The following is a 21,408-nucleotide window of genomic DNA, read 5'->3' as shown; positions in this document are numbered from 1 at the left end:
CTACTCCTTCACATCAGGTCGGCGTCGGGTAGGGCGCGAGACACGGGTGATGGGCGGGCGTGCCGTCCCGCCGCCGGCCGCCGCCCGGGACACCGCCCCGGCCAGGCCCTCGACCGTCCGGCCGTGCGCCAGCAGCGTCTCGAGCCGCAGGTGCACGCCGTGAAACTTCTCGACCTTGGCGACCACCTGGGCGGCGAGCAGGGAGTGGCCGCCCAGCTCGAAGAAGTCGTCGCGGATCCCAATCTCCGGCTGCCCCAGCACCTCCTGCCAGATCCGCAGCAGGTCCTTCTCGACGGCGGTGCGCGGCGGGACGGGCGCCACATCGCGTCGCCGCGGGGCGGCGCGCTGGGACAGCAGGGCCTCGTGGTCAACCTTGTGGTTCGGCGTCAGCGGGAACTCCCGCAGCAGCGCGATGGAGTTGGGGATCATGTAGTCGGGCAGTTCGTCGGCGAGATGGCGGCGCAGCATGCCCCCGGTGACGGCGTGTTCCCCCCGAGCGGGCAGGACGAACGCGAGGATCTGCCGGCCCAGCAGACCGGTCTCACCGACCACCACGGCCGCCTGGCTCACCTGAGGGTGGCGTTCCAGTGCCTGCTTGATCTCGTTGAGCTCGATCCGGTGGCCGCGGATCTTGACCTGGCCGTCGGCGCGTCCCTGAAACTCCAGAGGGCCGCCCGGCAGGAATCTGCCCAGGTCTCCCGTGCGGTACATGCGGGCGCCCGGCACGCCGGAGAACGGGTCCGGGACGAACGCCGCCGCGGTCAGCGCCGGCCGGCCGAGGTAGCCGCGGCCGACACCCGCGCCGCCGATGCAGATCTCGCCCGTCTCGCCCGGCGGCGTCATCGTCCCCGCCGGGTCGTCCACGACGTACAGCGACACACCCGCGAAGGGCACCCCGATCGGCACCGAGGCGAGCTCACCGTGATCCGGTGTGACCTCGAACAGGGAGGCCGCGACCGTCGTCTCGGTCGGGCCGTAGCCGTTGACGAAGCGGTGCCGGGCGGCGAACGAGGCCGCGAGCTTGGGCGGGCACGCCTCTCCGCCCGAACCCACCACCGCCAGGTCGGGGAACTCCTGGCCGGCCAGGGTCGCGAGCACGGAGGGCGGCAGCGCCACCATGTGGATGCGATCGGCGCGCAGCCGGGCGGCCAGCCGGTCCGGCGAGGAGACCTCCTCCTTGGCGGCGATGACGAGCGTGCCGCCGTTAGTGAGGGTCGCCAGGGTGTCGAAGACGGAGATGTCGAAGCTGAACGACACGCACTGCAGGGTGCGCCGCCCCGGACCGACCTCCAGCGAGGGCGCCAGCCCCGCCAGCATGTTGGCGAGTGAGGCGTGGTTGATCTGGACGCCTTTGGGGCGGCCGGTGGAGCCGGAGGTGTAGATGACGTAGGCCAGGTTTTGTGGGTGGGGGTTGTTGCTGGTGGTTGGGGTGTCGTCGTGGGCGTCGGGGGGCACCAGTGGCAGGTTGCAGGTGTGTGCGAGGTGTTCGCTGAGGGGGCCGGTGCCGATGAGTGCGGCGGCGCCGGAGTCGGTGAGCATGTATTCCAGGCGTGCGGGTGGGTATTCGGGGTCCAGGGGTACGTAGGCGCCGCCTGATTTGAAGACGGCGAGGAGTGCGACGATCCATTCGGTGGTTCGTGGCAGGCAGATGGCGACGCGTATTTCTGGGCCGACGGCGTGGGAGCGTAGTGCGGCGGCGAGGCGGTTGGCTTGGGCGTCGACTTCGGCGTACGTCATGGTTTGTTCGTTGGTCTTGACCGCGACTGCGTCCGGTTGCTCGCGCGCCCACCGCGCGAACACCTCATGTGCCAATGTGCTCTCCATCAGCTTTCCTCCCTCAGCGGGACGCCGCCTGCTCCGCCATCCGGGTGCGCAGGCTGAGCGGACGCATGTCGGTCCAGACCTCCTCGATGTGTGCCAGGCACTCCTCGCGGGTGCCCGTGGTGCCCTCGTCGCGCCAGCCCGGGGCGTTCTCGCGGCCGGCCGGCCAGATCGAGTACTGCTCCTCGTGGTTGAGCACGACCTTGTAGGGGCGGCTCTCCTGGTTGTCGCGCATCTCTCCTCCGTCGGGTTGCCCGCGGGTGTTCCGGGCCTATTCGACCGTGGGAGCGACACCTCGGGCTGCCTGCTCGAGGAGGTACTAGAACAACACCTGGAACATGCGGCTGGACATCGACAACAGCCACCCCCGTCGCGAAAACTGCGACTCGAGGCCGCACACCGAAGGCCCTCGTGATCCGGGGATCCGTGCAGGTGATGACCGGCGCCGATGACGAGCTGTGCGGGACCGTGGTGCGCAAGCAGTTGGGCCACCTGCGGGTGTCCCTTACATGAGGAGCGGAATGCGGGTGGCTATGCATCGGCAGCGCACGGAACATGTGCGATCCGCGCAGGGTGCGCACATTCGGCAGGGCGCGTGCGCTGCCGGTCAAGGCTCCGCCTCGGGGCCGACTAGCGTGGACGAGACGATGACCCATCCTCCAGGAGGAACCGTGCCCGCAGCGTCGCTGACCGTCCGCCGCAGAGTCGGCGCCATCGTGGTGGCCGCCGGCACCGCGCTCGGCATGGGCATCATGGCCGTCCCCGGGCCGGCCGAGGCCGTCGGGTCCATCGTCAACTCGGGCAGCGCCCAGGCGGTGAACGGCAGTTATCTGGTGCTCTTCGCCGACGGCGACCGGCCCGACGTCGCCGGCAAGTACGGCGTACGGGTGCGTAAGAGCTACGAGAGCGCGCTGGACGGCGTGCTGGTCGAGGCCACCGAGGAACAGGCACGGCGGCTGGCGGCGGATCCGTCCGTGCGGTTGGTGGAGCAGAACACCAGGGTGCAGCGGCCGGGGTCGCGCACCCGCACGCAGCGGAACCCGTCCTGTGGCCTGGACCGGATCGACCAGCGCGCGCTGCCGCTGAACGGCAGGTACACCTACCCGGCCGGTGCGGGAGCCGGCGTGGACGTCTACCTGGTCGACACCGGCATCGACTACGGGCACCCCGACCTCGCGCCGCGCGTTCGGCCCGGCTTCGACGCGTTCGGCGGTGACGGCAGCGACGAGCAGGGCAACGGAACCCTCATGGCCGGGATCGTCGGCGGCACCCGGTACGGCGTCGCCAAGAAGGCACGGCTGATCTCGGTGAAGGTGCTCGACGCGCAGGGCGGCGGCACCCTCGACGGGGTGGTGGCCGGGATCGACTGGATCACCGAGCACGCCGCAGGCCCATCGGTGGCCAACTTCATCATCGGCGCCCCGGTCAGCGAGGTGCTCGACGAAGCGGTGCGCGCCTCCATCGCGTCGGGCGTCACCTGGGTGTTGTCGGCGGGCGCGAGCTCCGACGACGTCGACAACTCCTCGCCGGCCCGGGTGCGCGAGGCGATCACCGTGGGCTCCTCCGACTGCGCCGACCAGGTCGCGTCGTTCAGCAACTACGGCCAGGGCCTGGACATGTACGCCCCCGGGGTCGAGATCACCTCCGACTGGCCGGGCGGCGGCACGAACACCGACTCCGGCACCTCCGTCTCGGCCGCGCACGTCTCCGGCGCGGCGGCGCTCTACCTCGGCGGGCGGCCCAAGGCCGCCCCGAACCAGGTGGGCCGCGCCCTGGACCTGGCCGCCGTGACCGGCGCGCTGTCCGGCGTGCCGGCCGGCCCCACGCCCAACAAGCTGCTCCAGACAGTGCGCTGAGGCGGGACTCTCGTTGCTGATCGCCGCTATCATCCTGGCCGTCCTCGCGGCCGCCCACTGGTATCTGTACCGGCGTCTGGTCAAGGACGTCTCCCGCGAGGGCGGCCCGTGGCGGCGCATCGGCACGGTGCTCATCTGGCTGCTCGCGGCGAACACCGCCCTGCTGCTGGCGGCCGGACCCTTGGAACCGCCCTTCGAGGTCCGCCGCCTCGCATACTGGTCGGCCGCCGTCTGGCTGCCGATGCTGCTCTACCTCACCCTCGCGCTTCTGGTGGGCGAGTTGGTCCGCCCCCTGCTGCGCCGTGCCGTCCGGTCGCCGCGTCGATCCGGGGACGTGGACACTTCCCGTCGGCTCTTCGTGGCACGCACCGTCGCGATCGGCGCCACCGTCGTCGCCGCTGGTGGCACCGCCGCCGGCCGGCTCAGCCGGCCGGCCGTACAGGGGCCCGGGGCCCGCGGGGTGGAGATCTCACTGCCGTTCACGGGACTGTGGCTGACGAGGAACAGCCCGGCCCGCCAGGTGCCGAGCCACGGTACCGACCTGCTCGGCGGGCGTTACGCGATCGACTTCGTCGCGGTGGACGACGACTGGCGGACGTCGGACAGCCGCGACTGGCGAAGCCTTCTCACCACCGAGCCGCCGGAGATCTTCCACGCCTTCGGCCGGCCGATCCTGGCACCCGTCGGCGGCACGGTCGTCGCGGCGCACGACGGCGAGCCGGATCACGAGGCACGACGGTCGCAGACCGCCCTGGTGCCGTACATGCTGGGCCAGTCCGGACGGCTGCGCAGGGGAGTGGCTGCCGTCGCCGGCAACCACCTGGTCATCGCGCTGCCCGGCGGCGGCGGTTTTGTGGCCTTGGCGCACTTCAGGACCGGCTCCATCCGCGTCTCCGTCGGGCAGCAGGTGGTCGAGGGCCAGCACATCGCCGACTGCGGCAACTCCGGCAACTCGACTCAGCCACACCTGCACATGCAGGCCATGGACAGCGCAGACCTCTCCGTCGCTCGCGGGGTGCCGATGCTGTTCCGGCGTTTCCGTGAGTGGCCCGCCGGCCCGGGCAGCGGTCGTGTCCGGGAGCTCGCCGTCCCCGAGGAGGAAGCGGTGGTAGAGCCGCTACCTCCCCTCACCGGTGGGTGACGAGCTCTCATGGCCGGTGAGTGGACCCGCACCCGATCGAGTCGGAGAGGTGGTAGCTGGCTGAACTTCAGGGCGTGACGTCCACCAGCACCTTGCCGACCGCGCCGGTCTCCACCGCCCGGTGAGCGTCGGCGGTGCGGTGCAGTGGGAAGCGGAGCAGGGGCAGGCCGTGCTCCTCGCCGACCGGCAAGGCGCCGTCACGGATCGCGGCGGCGACGTCCTCGACGGCTGCGGCGCGCGCCTGCGGGCCAGCTGCGCTACGACGACGTGGAACGACGCTTTCCCGGGCTGCTGACCATGCTCCGCGAACATGACCGTGCCGGTGCCGCGCGGAGGCGCGGCCTGGTTTGAACTATCAAGGTGTGCTCTGCTCCTGCTACACAGGGCGCGTGGCGATGGACATCTATGACCAGTACGAGCGGGACGCCGAAGAGCACTTGGCGGCCTACGGCTTGCGTGTCGGCGCTGACCAGGTCCCAACCGTTCGGGAGGTCCTCGTGCGCGAAACCCAGCGCGAGGCGGACACCTACGCTGGAATGGGCACTGTCCCCGGCAACACGCAGCTGATGCGGATCTGCGCCGTCCAGCTCTGGCACGCCGGCACCGTCGAGGACGCACTGTTGGTTCACCGTGCCCGTGGCACCAGTATGGACGCGACCGGTGCCGTCGACGCGGAATTGATGCTGGGGGCAGGCGTGGTCAGGACCAAGGAGTACCTCGCGGCTTTGTGCACCGACGAAGCCCGAGAGCTCCTCAACGAGATCGCGTGGGTGGAGGAGTCTTACGACGCCGGGCGCTACGCAGCTTTCCTCGACACGTACTACCGAACTGGGTCGGCTGGATAGCGACTAGCACCTGGCAGCCGCGACCCGGTCCAGTCTCGTCGCGCGCCCGGAAGTGCACTCCTACCTGCCAAGAGGCGATCGTCACCGATGTGACGTCCGCGCCGCACAGCAGTACGGGGCGGCAACGGCGTCACTCTCACCGTGCCCGTTCCGGGTGGCGAAAGACGGCGAAACGTCGGCATTCGCGCGTGGTGAACGACGGCTATCCCGGACGGCGGTCCTGCGCCGATCATTGCCCACAGATTGACATGAGTCATTCTCACCTCCAGGCGGAACGCCCGGGCACGGAGGGCGAGAGGTCGGCACCAGCAGCCGGGCGTACCCGAACGGCCCGACTCCGCGTCCCCGGAGGATCGCCATGCTTAGACCCGCCCTTCGTGCCCGGCTCGCGGCGCTCACCGCCGCCGCCCTGACCGCGAGCGTCCTGACGGTCACCCCGCCGTCACCGGCGCTCGCCGCCACCACCTTCACCCCCGACGACTACTGCCTCGGCCAGTGCGCCGACATCCTGCCTCCCGGGCAGAACGGCAACGCCACGCTGGTCGCCATCCTGGCCCACCAGGCGCTCGGCACCCGCCCGGCACACTCCAGCGACCAACTCGACGAGTACGCGAACCTGGTCTACAACTACGCCGGGCTGACCGACGAGCAGATCGCCCACTTCTACAACGACGCCTCGTTCGGCGTCCCCGCCGCGCAGGTCGAGAGCACCGTTTCACCGCGGGCGGACGTCACCATCGTGCGGGACAAGGCCACCGGTGTCCCGCACGTCACCGGCACCACCCGCGCCGGCACCATGTTCGGCGCCGGCTACGCCGGGGCCCAGGACCGGCTCTGGGTGATGGACCTGCTGCGGCACGCCGGTCGCGGCACGCTCACCTCGTTCGCCGGTGGCGCGCCGGGCAACCGTGAGCTGGAGCAGAGCATCTGGGCCAACTCGCCCTACGCGGAGGCGGACCTCCAGGCGCAGGTCGACGCGCTGCGCCTCAAGGGCACGCGGGGCCAGCAGCTCTACACCGACGTGGTCGACTACATCACTGGCATCAACGCCTACATCGACAAGTCGATCGCCGACGACAACTACCCCGGCGAGTACGTGCTGACCGGCGCTGGCAAGCCGACGCACTTCACCATGACCGATTTGATCGCCACCGCCGGTGTGGTTGGCGGGCTCTTCGGCGGGGGCGGTGGCAGCGAGATCCAGTCCGCGCTGGTCCGGGTGGCCGCCCGGGCCAAGTACGGCACCACCGAGGGCGACCGGGTCTGGCAGGCGTTCCGCTCGCAGAACGACCCGGAAACCGTGCTCACGCTGCACGACGGGCAGAGTTTTCCGTACGGCGCGACACCGCCGGGCGCGACCAGCGCGGTACTCCCCGACGCCGGCACGGTGATCGCTGAGCCCCTCGCCTACGAACAGAGCGGCGGGGCCGCCGCCCGCGCCGGTGCCAGCACAGCCACCCACGAACTCCTCGGCGGGCTGTCCAACCTGCGCGCACACGGCATGTCCAACGCGGTGGTGGTCTCCGGCAGGCACACCACTACCGGCAACCCGGTCGCCGTGTTCGGCCCGCAGACCGGCTACTTCGCCCCGCAGCTGCTCATGCTCCAGGAACTTCAAGGGCCGGGGATCAGCGCGCGCGGTGCCGCGTTCGCCGGGCTGAACCTCTACGTGCTGCTCGGTCGCGGTCAGGACTACGCCTGGAGCGCCACCTCCGCCTCCCAGGATCTGACCGACACGTACGCGGTGCCGCTGTGCACCACCGACGGCAGTGCCCCGACGCTACGCTCCAACCGCTACCTCCACCGGGGGCAGTGCCTGGCGATGGAGGTGCTGGAGCGGCGCAACTCCTGGTCGCCGACGCTCGCCGACTCCACCCCGGCCGGCTCGTACACGCTGCGCGCACTGCGCACGAAGTACGGGCTGGTGTCCTACCGGGGCCTGGTAAACGGGCAGCCGACCGCGTTCACCAAGCTGCGCTCCACCTACCGGCACGAGGCCGAATCGGCGATCGGCTTCCAGGCGTACAACGACCCGTCGGCCATGGGCAGCGCGGCGGCGTTCCAGGCGTCCGCGGCCAACGTCGGGTATGCGTTCAACTGGTTCTACGTCAACTCGACCGAGGCGGCGTACTTCAACTCCGGCTCGAACCCGGTCCGGCCCGCCACCGCCGACCCCAACCTGCCGACGAAGGCTGAGCCGGCCTACGAGTGGGTGGGCTGGAACCCGGACACCAACGACGCCACCTACACCCCGGCGTCGGCCCACCCGCAGTCAGTCAACCAGGACTACTACGTCAGCTGGAACAACAAGCAGGCGCAGGACTTCGCCGCGGCCGACGGCAACTTCAGCTACGGCGCGGTGCACCGGGGTCAACTGCTCGACGGTCCGGTGCGCGCAGCCATCGCCCAGCGCAAGCTCGGCCGCGCCGACATTGTGAAGATCACCGCCGAGGCGGCGGTGACCGACCTGCGTGGCCAGCAGGTTCTCGGCGAACTGCTGCGGGTGCTCGACAGCACGCCGGTCACCGACCCGGCGCTGGCCGCCGCCGTGAGCAAACTGCGGGCGTGGCAGCAGGCCGGCTCCCGCCGGGTGGAGACGTCACCCGGCTCCAAGGTCTACCAGCACGCCGAGGCTATCCGGATCTTCGACGCCTGGTGGCCGCTGCTGGCCGCAGCCCAGTTCCGACCCGGTCTCGGGCCCGACCTGTATGGCGCCCTGGTCGATGCCATCGAGGTGAACGAGGCGCCGTCAGGCGGCCAGAACGGCGGGCGTGACGGCACCGTGAGCTGGGCGGCGCAAGGGCAGGCGCACAAGGGTTCGTCGTTCCAGTACGGCTGGTGGGGCTACGTCGACAAGGACCTGCGCACCGTGCTCGGCGACGACCCCGTCGCCGGCGGGCCGGGGCGCGCGTACTGCGGCAACGGCAACCTCAGCGCGTGCCGGCAGGCGTTGCTCGACACGCTCGGCGGCGCCGCCGCGGTGCCGGCCACCACGGTCTACCCGGGTGACACCTCCTGCGGGGCCGGCGACCAGTGGTGCGCCGACTCCATCGCCCAGTCCGGGCTCGGCGGCATCACCCACCCGCTGATCGCCTGGCAGAACCGTCCCACCTACCAGCAGGTCGTCTCGTTTCCGGCGCGCCGCGGCGACAACGTCACCAACCTGGCGCAGGGCCGTCCGGCCACCGCGTCGAGCACCCAGTTCCTGACCAGCAACACCCCGGACAAGGCGGTCGACGGCAGTCTCGGCAGCCGGTGGTCCAGCAGCTACAAGGACAACCAGTGGCTTCGGGTTGACCTCGGCGCGGCCCGGACGGTCAGCCGGGCGGTACTGCGCTGGGAGTCCGCGTACGGCAGCGGGTACCGAATCGAGGTCTCCGGTGACGGCACCTCCTGGCAACCGGTGTTCAGCACCACCACTGGCAACGGCGGCGTCGACAACGCCACCTTCGCCCCGGTCAGCGCTCGCTACGTGCGGGTGTACGGGGTCAGCCGGGCCACCTCGTACGGGTTCTCGCTCTACGAATTCGAGCTCTACGGACGGTGAGCTCGGCCGGAGGGCCGGCGGGAACCACCCGCCGGCCCCTTCGGGGCGTGCACAGCGCCGTGCCGGCAGGCCGGGCGGTGACGACGATCCACGTCGCCGCCATCTCGGGCTGAGGCAATTTCCGTCGATGTCAGTGGCGACAAGATCCGGGACGAGGTCAGAAAGTAGCGCGTCCATAGGCAGGCGGTGGGGCTGGCGGGCGCGGACAATGGTGAGAGTGGCACCTGCATTCGTCTTGCACCAGCACCGCAAACCACGACCGCACTTCGACCTGCGGCTCGAAGAGAGCGGTGTGCTGCGCTCCTGGGCGGTTCCTCGCGGCCTGCCGGACAGTCCCAACGACAACCGGCTCGCGATCGCCGTGCCCGACCACCACCTCGATCACCTCACCTACGAGGACGCCGACAAGTCGATCGCCGACATCGGCACCTGGGAGGAGCACGACCGCACCGAGCGTCGGATGCTGTTCACGTTGCACGGCCGCACCGGCCGCCGGCGATACGCGCTCATCCGCACCGGCGAGGGGTGGCTGCTCCACCTGACGAGAGAGCAGCCTCCGGACGAGCGCGCGGTGACCCGCAGAGCGGGCGGGGCGTCAACGCCGAGTTCGTAGTGTCCGTGTCGGAGGTTCTGCATGAACGCGTGTCCGGCGACGATCACCTGCGCTGTCCTGTCCGTTCGTAGTCGGCCCGCTGTGGGGTGAACCGCTGCACCCAGCGGTAGACGGTGACGTGGTCGATCTTCGCGCCGCGTTCGACCAGCAACTCTTCAACGTCGCGATCGGACAGGTTGTACCGCAGGTACCCCAACGGCGGTCCTTCCGACACCGTCACCCCACCAGCCGGCGTGTCAGATTCCGACTGCACCCCGAGCTGCTCGTCGACCCTGGTCCTGGGCAGGAGCCGCGTTAGCGGAATGGCAAACGATCTGGTCGCTTTCGGACCAGGCGAGTTCCGAGAACGCTGTTGTAGTACTAGCGTGCGGACTCGGTCGACTGGCGCTCGCTATTGATCCGGAGGAGGCCTTCGATCCCGCGGAGGAAGGTCTCCGACACCAACGCGGGGTCGAAAAGGCATCCGGCTGCCATGGCGCCGTCGCGGAGCATGACGAAGTGGCGCGCGGCGGGATCTGCGGTTTCTTCGTGGACCTGCGCCATCAGCATGGTGAGGGTGTCCAGGAACCATCGCCGGTGGGAGATGATCTCCTGGTGCACGGGGTGGTCGGTGTCGGGATACTCTGCCGCGGCGTTCAGGAAGGCGCATCCGCGGAACCCGGGGGACTGGATGTTCTGCGCGATGGAGCCAGCGATGGCCAGGAGGGGGTCGACCGGCGACGGGTTGTTGGCGATGGCCGCGTCGACGGCGCCGCGATCCATCTGATGGACTTCACGCAGGTAGGCCAGAATGAGGTCTTCCTTGCTGGGGAAGTGCCGGTAAAAGGTAGCCCGCGTCACTTTTGCCTCGGCGATGATCCGGTCAACGCCGACGGAGTGGATGCCCTCCGCGTAGAAGATCCTGGTTGCCGTGGTGAGGAGCCGGAGTCGCGCCTCGGAGGGCCGGGTGTCGGTTGCGATGCGCGCCATACAACCATCTTAGCGATAGAACGTTCGGTCTGATATGCGAGCGGCCCTCGGGTCCGGCAGCCGAGCCTGGCCGCCTCCGCCACAAGCGGGCCGCGCCGGTCATGATCAGCTCGGGGCGTACCCCATCGTTGCCGAGGCGCAGGTGGCGCGGCGCCCGACGCCGGCCGGGCAAGCCGCGCCCGCACTCAAGCGCCAGTCGATGCCGACCGGCTGGATGTCCTTTTGCCGGGCCGGGCCGGGGCGGCCGTTTGAGCAGCCGCGACCCCCGCATTGAGCGGCCGCCTGCTGTGCCACTGCTCACTCCTGCGGATAGAACGTTCGGTCTTGACAGCTCAAGTCGGGGGTTGCCATGCTGGGTCGTGACAGAACGTTCGGTCTCTCTGCGCCTCCCTTGAAAGGGACACCGTGACCAGCATTGCTGCTTCGCCCGGTATCTCCCAGACCGCTGCCGCACTACGGCGGCTGTACTTCACCCGCTTCGCGTTCGCCATCGTCTGGGCACTCGTGACGATCGCGACCGCCAAGGAGATCGGCCCGCTCACGGTGGTGCTCTTCGTGCTCTACCCGTTGTTCGACGTCGGCGCCGCCATTTACGACCTTCGTTCCTCGCGGACCACCGGCTCGCCGGCTCTGCTGTACGTGAACATCGCGGTCAGCCTGATCACCGCCGTCGGCATAGGTGTCGCCTGCGCGTCTGGCATCCCCGCTGTTCTGCGGGTGTGGGGTGCCTGGGCGATCGTGGCCGGTCTGGTGCAGCTGATCGTGGGTGTCACTCGTCGCAGGATGGGCGGGCAGTGGCCGATGATCATCAGTGGAGGCATCTCGGTTCTGGCCGGTGGATCCTTCATCGCTGCTGCTTCCGCGGACAACCCGTCGCTGACCAACGCGGCTGGCTACGCCATCCCCGGTGCCATCTTCTTCCTCATCGCCGCCATCCGCCTCGGCCGCAGCGCGAAGGGCAACTGACATGACCCCCACCATCGAGTACGACGTCATCGTGATTGGTGCGGGTCCGGTCGGGGAGACCGTCGCCGACCGGGTCGTGCAGGGCGGCCTGACCGCCGCCATTGTCGAGCGGGAGCTGGTCGGCGGGGAGTGCTCGTACTGGGCCTGCATGCCGACGAAAGCGTTGCTGCGCAGCGCGTCCGCGTTGCGGTCGGCCCGCCAACTGCCGGGTGCGCGGGAGGCGGTGACGGGAGCGGCCAGGGACTGATCAGTTCCGCCCGGGTCGTCGAGGTGACCGGCGTCGACGGTGTCACGACGAGGTTGACCGCGCGGCACGCGGTGGTCGTCGCGACCGGTAGCAGCGCTCTGCTGCCGGATATCCCGGGTCTGCGGGAGGCGGCGCCGTGGTCCAGCCGGGAGGCCGCCTCGGCCGGGTCGGTGACGGTGCTGGCCCGCGACGGTGTGCTGCCGTCGGTGGAGCCCTTCGCCGCTGAGTTGGTCACGGAGTCGTTGCGCGAGGCCGGTGTGTCGGTACGCCTCGGCGCGAGGGCCGTTTCCGTCAACCGCGACGACAGCGGGACCGTCCACATTGGGATCGCCGACGGTGACCGGGTCGAGGCCGACGAGGTAATGGTGGCGATTGGCCGTACGCCGAAAACCCAGGACATCGGCCTGGACAGCGTCGGACTGGCGCCGGGTGCCTGGCTGGCGGTCGACGACACGTTGCGCGTCGTCGGGGGCGGGGAGTGGCTGTATGCCGCTGGTGATGTGAATCGGCGGGTTCTGCTGACCCATCAGGGCAAGTATCAGGCACGCGCGGTCGGCGACGTGATCGTGGCCCGGGCGAAGGGCGAGAAGGTCGAGGACGGCCGGTGGGGCCGGCACGCGGCTACCGCTGATGACCGTGCGGTGCCGCAGGTGGTCTTCACCGACCCGGAGATCGCGTCGGTGGGGCTGACCGCAGCCGCGGCTGCGGCAGCCGGACTGCGGATCCGGGTCGTGGACTACGCCCTGGGCGCAGTTGCCGGATCTTCTCTGCACGCTGATGGCTACACGGGACACGCCCGCATGGTCGTCGACGAGGACCGGAAGGTGATCGTACCCGACCGTCAGCGAGGTTTGGCTGCGGCTGCTGGAGACATACGGCCGCTGATGGTGACCGCGGGTACCTTACCTGGGCTCCATCGCGCCATCTGCCCGTCGGCAAACGCCCCGGGCCGGGGGTCGACGGCTCACTGCTCAGCCCATCTGGTGTCTGTGCTCTTTCGGTGCGGGCCGGGGTTGCTGTTGCCAGGGATCTCCGGAGGCGCCGGTGGCAAGGTGTTGTTCGTAGCTGGCCACTTTGACGTTGACGAGTTCGAGGCAGTCGCTCAGCTGCGCGAGCTGCTCGGTGATGTAGCGCTGGTGTTCGCGGAGCAGCTCGAGCCGTTCGGCCTCGTTGCCGCTGCCCTCGCGGACGAGCTGGGCCAGGCGGCTGATCGTCGTGAGCGGCATCCCGGAGGCCCGGAACTTCACGCAGTTCGCCAGCCACTCGACGTCCCAGGCACTGTAGACGCGCCTGCCGGACCCGTCGCGCTGCACCTCGCTGGCTAACAAACCCTCACGCTCGTAGAGCCGCAGGGCGTGCACGCTCAACCCGGTGCGCTGCGCCACCTGGCCGATGCTCAGGCCCCTGTCCGTCATAGCGTCGACCGTAGCCCCGTTGACCTAGACCTCGGTCTAGCACCTAGCGTCCGCGGCATGACCAGCGACACGACCCACACCACGTTCGGCGCCCACAGCACGACCGGAGACGTCCTCGCCGGAATCGACCTCACCGGCAAGACCGCTGTCGTCACGGGCGGCTACTCCGGCCTCGGTCTCGCCACGACCCTCGCGCTCACCCAAGCCGGGGCTCGGGTCGTCGTCCCAGCGCTCAGGCCGGACGCAGCGAAGCAGGCGCTCGCCGGCGTAGCCGGGGTCGAGGTCGACCAGCTCGATCTCGCCGACCTCGCCTCCGTCCGCGCGTTCACCGAACGGTTCCTACGCATCCACTCCGCCCTCGACATCCTGATCGCGAGTGCCGGAATCATGGCCTGCCCGGAGACACGGGTAGGACCCGGCTGGGAAGCGCAGTTCGCGATCAACCACCTCGGTCACTACGCGCTGGCGAACCTGCTGTGGCCCGCGCTCACCGCGCCCGGCACGGCTCGGGTCGTCTCGGTCGCCTCCGGCCGCAACCCGTCGTGGCGTATCCGGTGGGACGACGTGCAGTTTGGGCGCGGCTACGACAAGTGGGAGGCCTACACCCAGTCCAAGCTCGCGAACGTCCTGTTCGCCCGCCACCTCGACCTGCTCGGCAGACCGCACCGCGTCCGCGCCTTCTCCGTCAGCCCCGGCTGGATCCTCACTCCCCTGCAACGGCACCTTGGAGTCGAGGAGATGGCCGCCGCCGGCTGGATCGACGCGGACGGGACTCCTACGCCGGGCCTGTTCAAGACCGTCGAGCAAGGCGCGGCGACCCAAGTCTGGGCCGCCACGTCGCCCCACCTCGACGCGAACGGCGGCGGCTACTGCGTGGACTGCCACCTCACCGACGGCAGCCCCACCGACAGCAGGGAGGCAGCTCGCCTCTGGGCGCTATCGGCCGACCTGACGGGCCTCAATCTCATCGACTGATCCCCACACGTCCCGCCACCCGTACTGGCGCAACGCCCAACCATGCCGCCGAGCGCGCTGGGCTCGCGCCCATCGATGCGGACTTCACCGCTTCCGGCGTAGTTCGCGCAACACGCCGTGCCGGCGCACGGCCCACGCGAGGCGCCGGACGCTCGGGTGCCGCACGAACAGCACCGCCGCCCGGCGGATCAAGCCGAACCGGTTGTCGCTCACCTGGTTCTCAATCGCCTGCCAGATCAGCTCCCGCACCGTGGCGTTGCCCAGCACCGCCCGTACCTCACGCCGCACCGCAGGATCCTCGGCCGCCGAAGCGATGGCGGCAACCTGACCCGGTCGGTCCGCAAGCGGTTCCACCGCCGCCGCGACGAGCGGCCGGCGCACCTCGTCCTCCTCCAGTAGCAGCAACACCGCCTCTCGGATCTCGATCGTGTCCAGGCCGGACCGCAGCAGGCTCAACAGGCTGCGCTCAACCTCGCGGTCATGATCCGGGACGGACAGCGTCGCGAGCAGCACTGACACTTCCTCGAGATCGATGAGGTGTCGCACCCCGTTGCGGAACTCCGGCAGCCCCCACGCAACCTGCAGACCCTTCACGAGATTGCGGTTCATGAGCCATCCGCTACCCGGAAGCGGCAGCCGGCGAAACCCCCGCGACCTATCCGGTCCAACGCATGCCCCGCTTGGCCGGAGTCACCGCCGATGTGGCGTGGAGCGCGTGATGAGGTGCCCTGTGGCAGCCATACCCGGTGGCGTACGGCGCGGGCTCACAGCCCGACTCCCGCGGTCGAGCCAGGACGGTAGATCATCAGGACGACGACGATTGCCCACAGCAGGTTGAACACGCCCGTCAGCATCCCGAGTCGGCGTGCGGTCCCGTCAGGCACCGAGACGCCGGCGTCGTTCGCGCCCGTGTCGAGGGCGCGGACGACGCGTTTCTGAGCGGGCAGAATGAACGCGATCGGCATCGCGACCGCAGCCGCAGTCAGGATCATCGAGACGATCAGCCAGGTGTCGCCGAGCACGCCGATGCTCGCGCCCTTAGCGAGGCCGAACACTGGAACGAGCACGCCGATTACTGTGTAGACGCGTGTGATTCGGTGCAGGATGTGCACCGCGACAGCCCTCCTCGGGTCGTCGGGCGCGGCGAGGGCGAGACGCGCGGAGCGCGGGAACATGCTCGCGGCGATTCTCACATTGGGCCTTTCCGAGTAACGGTTGGTGGCGTTGTGTGATCACGTCGTGCGGCGGTGGTCGATGTGGAGCAGGACCAAGGCGGCAGCGGTGATCCGGCCAATGCTCCAGGGACACAGGCTGACGTTGCGCAGCGCTTTAAAGGTCGTCTTGAGCGCAGTGGCAGGATGCCGTGCTCGCGCAGCGCGGTGGTGTCGTGTTCACGGCCGGGGGCGTGCTGTCGATGTTGATGTGGGCGTAGCCGGCCATCTTCGCGGCCAGCAACACCGAGTGCAGGCCGGGCGCTTGGGCGGCGAGCATGGTAAGGCCCTCATGCAGGTACGCGTACCCCGTCGACCTGCTGATCGTGTTGTCGCTGGCGAGTTGCGAGATGCGGGTGCCGTCGATCAGCCAGCGGATCACCAGGACAGCCTGTTTGAAGCAGCCCAACGACCGGGTCCCGGCGCGGGTGCCGAGCCGTTGCCGGTCGGCGTGCAGGAGGCCGGAAAGGCCCAGTGGAGGATCAGCAGGGGGTCAGCTGCCAAGTCACCTTCGTCACGTTGACCGGTATATACAGGTCGCCCCCGGTCCCGCCGGCAGGAGCGCAGTTCTTGAAGGGAATCGACGAGCCGAAAGTGAACCCGGATATTACGGCGTCGCGGCCTGTGCCGTTGTAGAAGTTGAATCCCTGGATGCTGCCGGTCCACTCGCTGTTGGTCGTCAGAGACGGCGTCTCCACGGGACCCTGCGGCGGGTGATTCCAGTTGGGCCAGATGCAGAGCATTCCCTGCGGGCAGTTCCCGGACCCCCAGCCTTGTATCGACACTCCGGGTGCTGCCGCTGAGGCGGCGGGGGCGGTGGCCAGCACGCCTGCGACGGACGCGGCGATGGCGATGGCGATGGATTTCAACAGCACGGTTCACCTGCTTTATAGATAGATGCTTGTAGTTACGAATTTAAACTACCGGCGGAAAATTGACAGGTCAAGCACCTGAAACGACGTAGTCCGGCGGGTCACTCGGAAGCTGGCGTCCACCTGAGTCTGGTGACGATTGAGGTAGTTTCAGGGTGGTATCTGTCGGATGGCACCACGGCCCGCCAGCATCTGATCACCGCCCACAGTGGAGCCGACCGTGCTCTCACCCGACGGCGCCACTGTGGAAACGACGGCCGACACCGTCCGGGCCGGCCGGCGACCTCGGAGCAGACGCACGGGTCGAGGTCGTGGGCACGACCTGCGTGATCCCTGCGACAGAGGCGGCGATGGCGATGGCTTTCAGCAGCACGGTTCACCTTCTTCGATCGGGCTTATGGGTGTAATCCTCAGCACGGACGCAGCCCCGACCCGGCGGACGATCGCCGCCGCACTCGACGGCCAGCAGGTCGTCCGGTCGGGTGACGGCTGGAGGTCAGCAGGTGGTCGTCTGCCAACTCACCTTCGTCGCGCGCATCGGCACGTACGTGTCTCCCCCCACCCGGGGGTGGCGCAGGGCTTGCCGGTGAGCGGCTTCCCGAGATACGTGTAGCCCCAGGTGATCTCGGCGTTGCGGGATGTGTAGTTGTAGACGGCGTACGCGGCGACGTTGCCGGTCCACTCGGTTCTGGTCACCAGGGACGGCGGCGACGTGGGGCCGTTCTCCAGGTTCTCCCAGGTGGGCCAGATGCAGAGCGTGCCCTGCGGGCAGTTCCCGGGCGGGAAGTACGGGATCGAGACTTGGTCGGGCGCCGCCGAGGCGGGGGCAACGGCTCGGCACCCGCGCCGGGACCAGGTCGTTGGGCTGCTTCAAACAGGCTGTCCTGGTGATCCGCTGGCTGATCGACGGCACCCGCATCTCGCAACTCGCCAGCGACAACACGATCAGCAGGTCGACGGGGTACGCGTACCTGCATGAGGGCCTTACCGTGCTCGCCGCCCAAGCGCCCGGCCTGCACTCGGTGTTGCTGGCCGCGAAGATGGCCGGCTACGCCCACAGCAACATCGACAGCACGTCCCGGCGGTGAACACGACACCACCGCGCTGCGCGAGCACGGCATCCTGCCACTGCTGAGAACCTGGACCGACGCCGGCCTACGGGTCCTCGGTGACCTCGGCTACGAAGGCGAGGCCGACACCATCACGGTGGCGTTCAAGAAGCCACGCAACCATGCCTGCACCGACGTACAGCAGCAGTTCAACAAGGCCCACAACGCGGTCCGCGCCATCAGCGAACGCGGGAACTCCCTGCTCAAGACGACCTTTAAAGCGCTGCGCAACGTCAGCCCTGTGTCCCTGGAGCATTGGCCGGATCACCGCTGCCGCCTTGGTCCTGCTCCACATCGACCACCGCCGCACGACGTGATCACACAACGCCACCAACCGTTACTCGGAAAGGCCCAATGTGCGAATCGCCGCGAGCACATGGACCGAGAGCAGGAATGCACTCACGTGCTGCTCCGCTCGCCGGTCACGCGCGTCTGCGGCAGCCGCCCGGCGCGGGACTCGCCGGAGAGCGCATCGCCGTCGACAATGACGTCATAGGCGAGGTTGAGGCGCAGCGGCTTGGTGATGCTCTGCCGCCAGGTGACCCGCTGCCCGGTTGGGTCGTCGTAGACCACGATGTCAGTGAGGGTCGTGGTCTCGCCAGCGCCGGTCGCGCTAGCGCGGATCACGCCATCGTGTTCCTCGAAGTGGTAGTCGGCCTCGATAGTGCCGACGGGCGTCTTCATGCGTAGCAGCCAGGTTCCGACGATGGTGTTCATCTGCGCTTAGTGACCTGCACTTTCAGAGGGGCGGGGTAGGTGGATCAGACCGCAGGCTGACCCGTGGTCTTCCAGGTGGTTCCGCGACGCTCGTACTCGAATAGCTCCTCGACCGCGTGCGCGGTTTGGGAGCCGAAGTCACGCTCGAGCAGGTAGAGGGCCACGTCGAGGCCCGAAGTAACACCGCCGCCACTGATGAGGTTGCCGTCGTCCACCACGCGAGCGCGGACGACGTTCACTCCCGTGGCATCGAGCAGGTCGATGCCGAGCAGGTGCGTGGTCGCGGTGCGGCCTTCGAGGAGACCGGCCATCGCGAGTGCGAGTGATCCCCCGCAGAAGGCCGCGACGGTGATGTCCGGGTTGTCGAGCGCGCGGCGGATGAGGGGCATCGCGGCGCTCGAAGCGAACCGGCCCAGGAGTACGGGGATGGTCTCGTCTCCGGCGTCTGGGTCTCCATGGACGGGGCCGACTGCCCCTGGGACAACCACGTAGCCGGGTGTCTCCGGGTCGAGCGTGGCGGTGGCTGTCAGGGTGATCTGTGGGTTGCCGGATCGCACCACGCCGGGACCACTCGCGCTGACGAGCTCAACCGCGAACGCGCCACCGAGGAGGTCGCTTCCGGCGGTGAGCACCTCGAACGGGGCGATGACGTCCAGGGGATCGAACCCGTCGAAGAGCACGAACTGGACGCGGGATTGAGTCATGGAGGATCTCTTCCGATGGAGGTTTCCTCCTATGTTCGCGCTCCGTTGCAGGGGCTGGCCATGACTATCAAGACAGAAAGTGCCTGAATCTGGCCACCCGCAGAGTGCCCTATCCTCAGGGGATGCACACCGTCGTCGTGCTTGCGCTCCCAGATGCGATTGCCTTCGATATGGCCACTCCGATTGAAACCTTCGGGCGTGTGCGCCTACCGGACGGCCGTCCGGGCTACCGGCTCGTCGTCGCCGGCCACGAGCCGTCCGTCCAGGCCGGTCCGCTGCGCTTGGCTGTTGATGAGAAGTTGGACGCGGTCGCGCGCGCGGACCTCGTCGTCGTGCCAGGCAGAAACGACCCGTTGCAGCCGTCGCCACCCGCTGTTCTCGAAGCACTGCGGGCCGGAGCGGCGCGCGGCACGCGAATCGCGTCGATCTGCGTCGGCGCGTTCACGCTGGCCGAGGCAGGCCTGCTCGACGGCCGCGACGCGACGACCCACTGGCTCGCCGCGGACGAGCTCGCGCGAAGGCATCCCGCTGTCCGGATGAACCCCGACGTGCTCTACACGGACAACGGGAGCATCCTGACGTCCGCCGGAGCCGCTTCCGGTCTCGACCTGTGCCTGCACATCGTCCAGCGCGATTACGGGACGGCCGTCGCGGCAGACGCCGCCCGCCTTGCCGTCGCGCCGCTGCACCGGCCGGGAGGGCAGGCTCAGTACATCGTTCGGAACCGCGCCACCTACCGGACATCGACTCTGGAACGAGCGCTCTCCTGGATTGAGGCAAACGCGCACCGTGACCTCACCCTCGCGGACATCGCCGCCGCAGCCGGCCTGAGTGTGCGCACGCTGACACGTCGATTCAAGGACGAGACAGGGCAAAGCCCTATGCAGTGGGTTTCGGGGGTACGCATCCGTCACGCGCAGGACCTGCTTGAAACTACCGACCACACCGTCGATCGGATCGCTGCCCAGACCGGCTTCCCTACGACGAGCAACTTCCGTTCCCAGTTCGGACAACTCCTCGGCGTCACACCGGGCGCGTACCGGAAGGTTTTCCGTCCGCAGCCTTTGGGGGTGTGAGCGAGCGGCGTCCTGTTTGATGAGCAGTGCTCGATGGCCTTGAACGGGCGTCAACTGTTGTCCATGCCCGCCTGGTGGCGGCTTCACAGCCCGTTCCTAGCTTCGGCATAGCTGGCTCCCCGGATCCAGGGCCATCGTCGAACTCGCGGATGGACACCGCCAACCGCGATCGGAGGGGTCTGAATGCGGCACGACCAGGAGCGCAAGCCGGGACCGATGTACGAGGGCCGCCCGCTGGACCGGCCCGAGGAGGATGTCGTCGATCAGGGCCTCGGCTTCGACCTCGGCACCCTGATGGGCCGCCGGCAGTTGCTGCGGGCCTTCGGCCTGGGCACCGTTACTGTCGGCCTCGCGGCGTGCGGGAACGGGTCGGGCGGTAGTTCGTCCTCGTCGACGGCGTCCTCGTCGGCTTCCGCAGGCGGCACGACCGGTGAGATTCCCGACGAGACGGCCGGCCCCTACCCGGGTGACGGCTCGAACGGCCCCGACGTTCTGGAGCAGAGCGGTGTCGTCCGCAGCGACATCCGGTCGAGCTTCGGCGAGACGAACGGCACCGCCGAGGGTGTCCCCATGACGCTCGAATTGACGATCCAGGACCTGGCGAATGGCGGCGGAGCCTTCGCTGGAGCGGCCGTCTATGTCTGGCACTGTGACCGTGAAGGTCGCTACTCGCTGTATTCCGAGGGTGTCGAGGACCAGAACTACCTCCGCGGCGTGCAGATCGCCGACGCCCAGGGGAAGGTACGGTTCACCAGCATCTTCCCGGCCTGTTACACCGGTCGCTGGCCGCACATCCATTTCGAGGTCTACACCGACCAGGCCGGCATCAGCGATTCCACGAAAGCCATCGCCACCTCCCAGGTTGCCCTGCCCAAGGATGTCAGCGACAAGGTGTACGCCGAGAAGGGCTACGAAGCGTCGGTCCGGAACCTCGCACAGGTCTCCCTGCAGAACGACAACGTCTTCGGTGACGACGGCGGAGCGCTGCAGCTTGGCACCGTGACCGGTGACGTCACTCGCGGCTACGCCGTCTCCCTGGCCGTGCGGGTCGATACGGCCACCATCCCGACCGGTGGCGGCGGCCCCGGCGGTGGCGGCCCGTCCGGCACGCCTCCGCAGCCCGGCGGACCCGGAGGACCCGGGGGAGCCGGAGAACCCGGCGGGCGCCCGCCGGTGCAGCCTCGCTCGAGCGGCACAGCCTGACGGATCGGACCAACGACGGGCGTACTCTGACCACGGCGTTCACCGCGCCTGGTCGCCACTCCACCTGGCCCACGCCGCTGCGGGCGGCGCCGCGCAGGCGCTGAGCTGTGCCGAATTCAGA

22 protein-coding genes and 3 pseudogenes are annotated in these 21,408 nt (G+C 69.0%); 12 read left to right on the top strand and 13 right to left on the bottom strand.

Going from position 1 to position 21,408, the window contains the following annotated elements:
• A complete protein-coding gene (locus PCA76_RS21185; protein ID WP_272612225.1) occupies positions 1 to 1,824 on the bottom strand; it encodes a non-ribosomal peptide synthetase in 1,824 nt (607 codons plus the stop codon).
• Between the two features lie 13 nt (positions 1,825 to 1,837).
• A complete protein-coding gene (locus PCA76_RS21180; protein ID WP_272612224.1) occupies positions 1,838 to 2,056 on the bottom strand; it encodes an MbtH family protein in 219 nt (72 codons plus the stop codon).
• Positions 2,057 to 2,492: 436 nt separating this feature from the next.
• Between PCA76_RS21180 and PCA76_RS21175 the strand changes: the two genes are divergently transcribed.
• Together PCA76_RS21175 and PCA76_RS21170 are read left to right on the top strand one after the other, a co-directional pair.
• Positions 2,493 to 3,677, top strand: coding sequence for a S8 family peptidase (locus PCA76_RS21175; protein WP_272612223.1), 1,185 nt, complete (start codon positions 2,493 to 2,495; stop codon positions 3,675 to 3,677).
• Positions 3,678 to 3,690: 13 nt separating this feature from the next.
• Positions 3,691 to 4,818 carry a M23 family metallopeptidase gene (locus tag PCA76_RS21170; protein WP_272612222.1) on the top strand — a complete coding sequence of 376 codons (1,128 nt, stop codon included), beginning with the start codon at positions 3,691 to 3,693 and terminating at the stop codon, positions 4,816 to 4,818.
• Positions 4,819 to 4,885: 67 nt separating this feature from the next.
• On the opposite strand, the gene PCA76_RS21165 is transcribed toward PCA76_RS21170, so the two are convergent.
• Entirely contained in the window at positions 4,886 to 5,008 is a 123-nt protein-coding gene (locus PCA76_RS21165) for a hypothetical protein (protein WP_272612221.1), read from the bottom strand.
• Between the two features lie 199 nt (positions 5,009 to 5,207).
• Between PCA76_RS21165 and PCA76_RS21160 the strand changes: the two genes are divergently transcribed.
• The 3 genes from PCA76_RS21160 (at position 5,208) to PCA76_RS21150 (ending at position 9,823) form a co-directional block, all read left to right on the top strand.
• Entirely contained in the window at positions 5,208 to 5,663 is a 456-nt protein-coding gene (locus tag PCA76_RS21160; RefSeq protein WP_272612219.1) for a hypothetical protein, read from the top strand.
• A 358-nt stretch (positions 5,664 to 6,021) separates the two neighbouring features.
• Complete coding sequence (locus PCA76_RS21155; RefSeq protein ID WP_272612218.1) at positions 6,022 to 9,210, top strand: penicillin acylase family protein; 3,189 nt, start codon at positions 6,022 to 6,024, stop codon at positions 9,208 to 9,210.
• 208 nt (positions 9,211 to 9,418) lie between these two features.
• Positions 9,419 to 9,823, top strand: coding sequence for a DNA polymerase ligase N-terminal domain-containing protein (locus PCA76_RS21150; protein WP_272612217.1), 405 nt, complete (start codon positions 9,419 to 9,421; stop codon positions 9,821 to 9,823).
• 43 nt (positions 9,824 to 9,866) lie between these two features.
• Here PCA76_RS21150 and PCA76_RS21145 read toward each other — a convergent pair whose 3' ends face one another.
• Together PCA76_RS21145 and PCA76_RS21140 are read right to left on the bottom strand one after the other, a co-directional pair.
• On the bottom strand, positions 9,867 to 10,019 hold the full coding sequence (locus tag PCA76_RS21145; protein WP_272619818.1) for a hypothetical protein: 153 nt from the start codon (positions 10,017 to 10,019) through the stop codon (positions 9,867 to 9,869).
• 164 nt (positions 10,020 to 10,183) lie between these two features.
• Positions 10,184 to 10,792 carry a TetR/AcrR family transcriptional regulator gene (locus PCA76_RS21140; RefSeq protein ID WP_272612216.1) on the bottom strand — a complete coding sequence of 203 codons (609 nt, stop codon included), beginning with the start codon at positions 10,790 to 10,792 and terminating at the stop codon, positions 10,184 to 10,186.
• A 405-nt stretch (positions 10,793 to 11,197) separates the two neighbouring features.
• Between PCA76_RS21140 and PCA76_RS21135 the strand changes: the two genes are divergently transcribed.
• The 3 genes and pseudogenes from PCA76_RS21135 to PCA76_RS32660 form a co-directional block, all read left to right on the top strand.
• Positions 11,198 to 11,758 carry a hypothetical protein gene (locus PCA76_RS21135; RefSeq protein ID WP_272612215.1) on the top strand — a complete coding sequence of 187 codons (561 nt, stop codon included), beginning with the start codon at positions 11,198 to 11,200 and terminating at the stop codon, positions 11,756 to 11,758.
• Position 11,759: 1 nt separating this feature from the next.
• Positions 11,760 to 12,005 (top strand): FAD-dependent oxidoreductase, encoded by a 246-nt coding sequence (locus tag PCA76_RS21130; protein WP_272612213.1) that lies wholly within the window; start codon positions 11,760 to 11,762, stop codon positions 12,003 to 12,005.
• Positions 11,888 to 12,778 (top strand): annotated as a pseudogene (locus tag PCA76_RS32660) (FAD-dependent oxidoreductase); the annotation flags it as partial. The gene PCA76_RS21130 and the pseudogene PCA76_RS32660, both read left to right, overlap by 118 nt.
• Positions 12,779 to 12,976: 198 nt before the next feature.
• Here PCA76_RS32660 and PCA76_RS21120 read toward each other — a convergent pair.
• Positions 12,977 to 13,420 carry a MerR family transcriptional regulator gene (locus PCA76_RS21120; RefSeq protein WP_272619498.1) on the bottom strand — a complete coding sequence of 148 codons (444 nt, stop codon included), beginning with the start codon at positions 13,418 to 13,420 and terminating at the stop codon, positions 12,977 to 12,979.
• Positions 13,421 to 13,477: 57 nt separating this feature from the next.
• Here PCA76_RS21120 and PCA76_RS21115 point away from each other — a divergent pair, with 57 nt between their 5' ends.
• Positions 13,478 to 14,395, top strand: a complete 918-nt coding sequence (locus PCA76_RS21115; protein ID WP_272612212.1) for an SDR family NAD(P)-dependent oxidoreductase — start codon at positions 13,478 to 13,480, stop codon at positions 14,393 to 14,395.
• Between the two features lie 84 nt (positions 14,396 to 14,479).
• On the opposite strand, the gene PCA76_RS21110 is transcribed toward PCA76_RS21115, so the two are convergent.
• The 5 genes and pseudogenes from PCA76_RS21110 to PCA76_RS21090 form a co-directional block, all read right to left on the bottom strand.
• Positions 14,480 to 15,004, bottom strand: coding sequence for a hypothetical protein (locus PCA76_RS21110; protein WP_272612211.1), 525 nt, complete (start codon positions 15,002 to 15,004; stop codon positions 14,480 to 14,482).
• Positions 15,005 to 15,159: 155 nt separating this feature from the next.
• On the bottom strand, positions 15,160 to 15,588 hold the full coding sequence (locus PCA76_RS21105; protein WP_272612210.1) for a hypothetical protein: 429 nt from the start codon (positions 15,586 to 15,588) through the stop codon (positions 15,160 to 15,162).
• Positions 15,589 to 15,627: 39 nt separating this feature from the next.
• Positions 15,628 to 16,081 (bottom strand): annotated as a pseudogene (locus PCA76_RS21100) (hypothetical protein).
• A gap of 7 nt (positions 16,082 to 16,088) precedes the next feature.
• Positions 16,089 to 16,481, bottom strand: a complete 393-nt coding sequence (locus PCA76_RS21095; RefSeq protein ID WP_272612209.1) for a hypothetical protein — start codon at positions 16,479 to 16,481, stop codon at positions 16,089 to 16,091.
• Positions 16,482 to 16,997: 516 nt separating this feature from the next.
• The gene (locus tag PCA76_RS21090) at positions 16,998 to 17,174 is read right to left on the bottom strand and encodes a hypothetical protein (protein WP_272619816.1); all 177 of its coding nucleotides are present in this window, start codon (positions 17,172 to 17,174) and stop codon (positions 16,998 to 17,000) included.
• Positions 17,175 to 17,305: 131 nt separating this feature from the next.
• Here PCA76_RS21090 and PCA76_RS21085 point away from each other — a divergent pair.
• Positions 17,306 to 17,904: pseudogene (locus PCA76_RS21085) on the top strand (transposase family protein); the annotation flags it as partial.
• Between the two features lie 82 nt (positions 17,905 to 17,986).
• Here the strand turns inward: PCA76_RS21085 and PCA76_RS21080 are convergent.
• Both PCA76_RS21080 and PCA76_RS21075 read right to left on the bottom strand, forming a co-directional pair.
• The gene (locus PCA76_RS21080) at positions 17,987 to 18,304 is read right to left on the bottom strand and encodes a hypothetical protein (protein WP_272612208.1); all 318 of its coding nucleotides are present in this window, start codon (positions 18,302 to 18,304) and stop codon (positions 17,987 to 17,989) included.
• 44 nt (positions 18,305 to 18,348) lie between these two features.
• Positions 18,349 to 19,008, bottom strand: coding sequence for a DJ-1/PfpI family protein (locus PCA76_RS21075; protein WP_272612207.1), 660 nt, complete (start codon positions 19,006 to 19,008; stop codon positions 18,349 to 18,351).
• Between the two features lie 122 nt (positions 19,009 to 19,130).
• On the opposite strand from PCA76_RS21075, the gene PCA76_RS21070 reads away from it, so the two are divergent.
• Together PCA76_RS21070 and PCA76_RS21065 are read left to right on the top strand one after the other, a co-directional pair.
• The gene (locus PCA76_RS21070) at positions 19,131 to 20,084 is read left to right on the top strand and encodes a GlxA family transcriptional regulator (RefSeq protein WP_272612206.1); all 954 of its coding nucleotides are present in this window, start codon (positions 19,131 to 19,133) and stop codon (positions 20,082 to 20,084) included.
• Positions 20,085 to 20,267: 183 nt separating this feature from the next.
• A complete protein-coding gene (locus tag PCA76_RS21065) occupies positions 20,268 to 21,287 on the top strand; it encodes a dioxygenase family protein (protein ID WP_272612205.1) in 1,020 nt (339 codons plus the stop codon).
• The last annotated feature ends 121 nt before the right edge of the window (positions 21,288 to 21,408 follow it).

It is taken from the genome of Micromonospora sp. LH3U1, assembly GCF_028475105.1.
Taxonomy (GTDB): domain Bacteria; phylum Actinomycetota; class Actinomycetes; order Mycobacteriales; family Micromonosporaceae; genus Micromonospora.
This window is presented reverse-complemented; position numbering and strand designations above follow the sequence as displayed.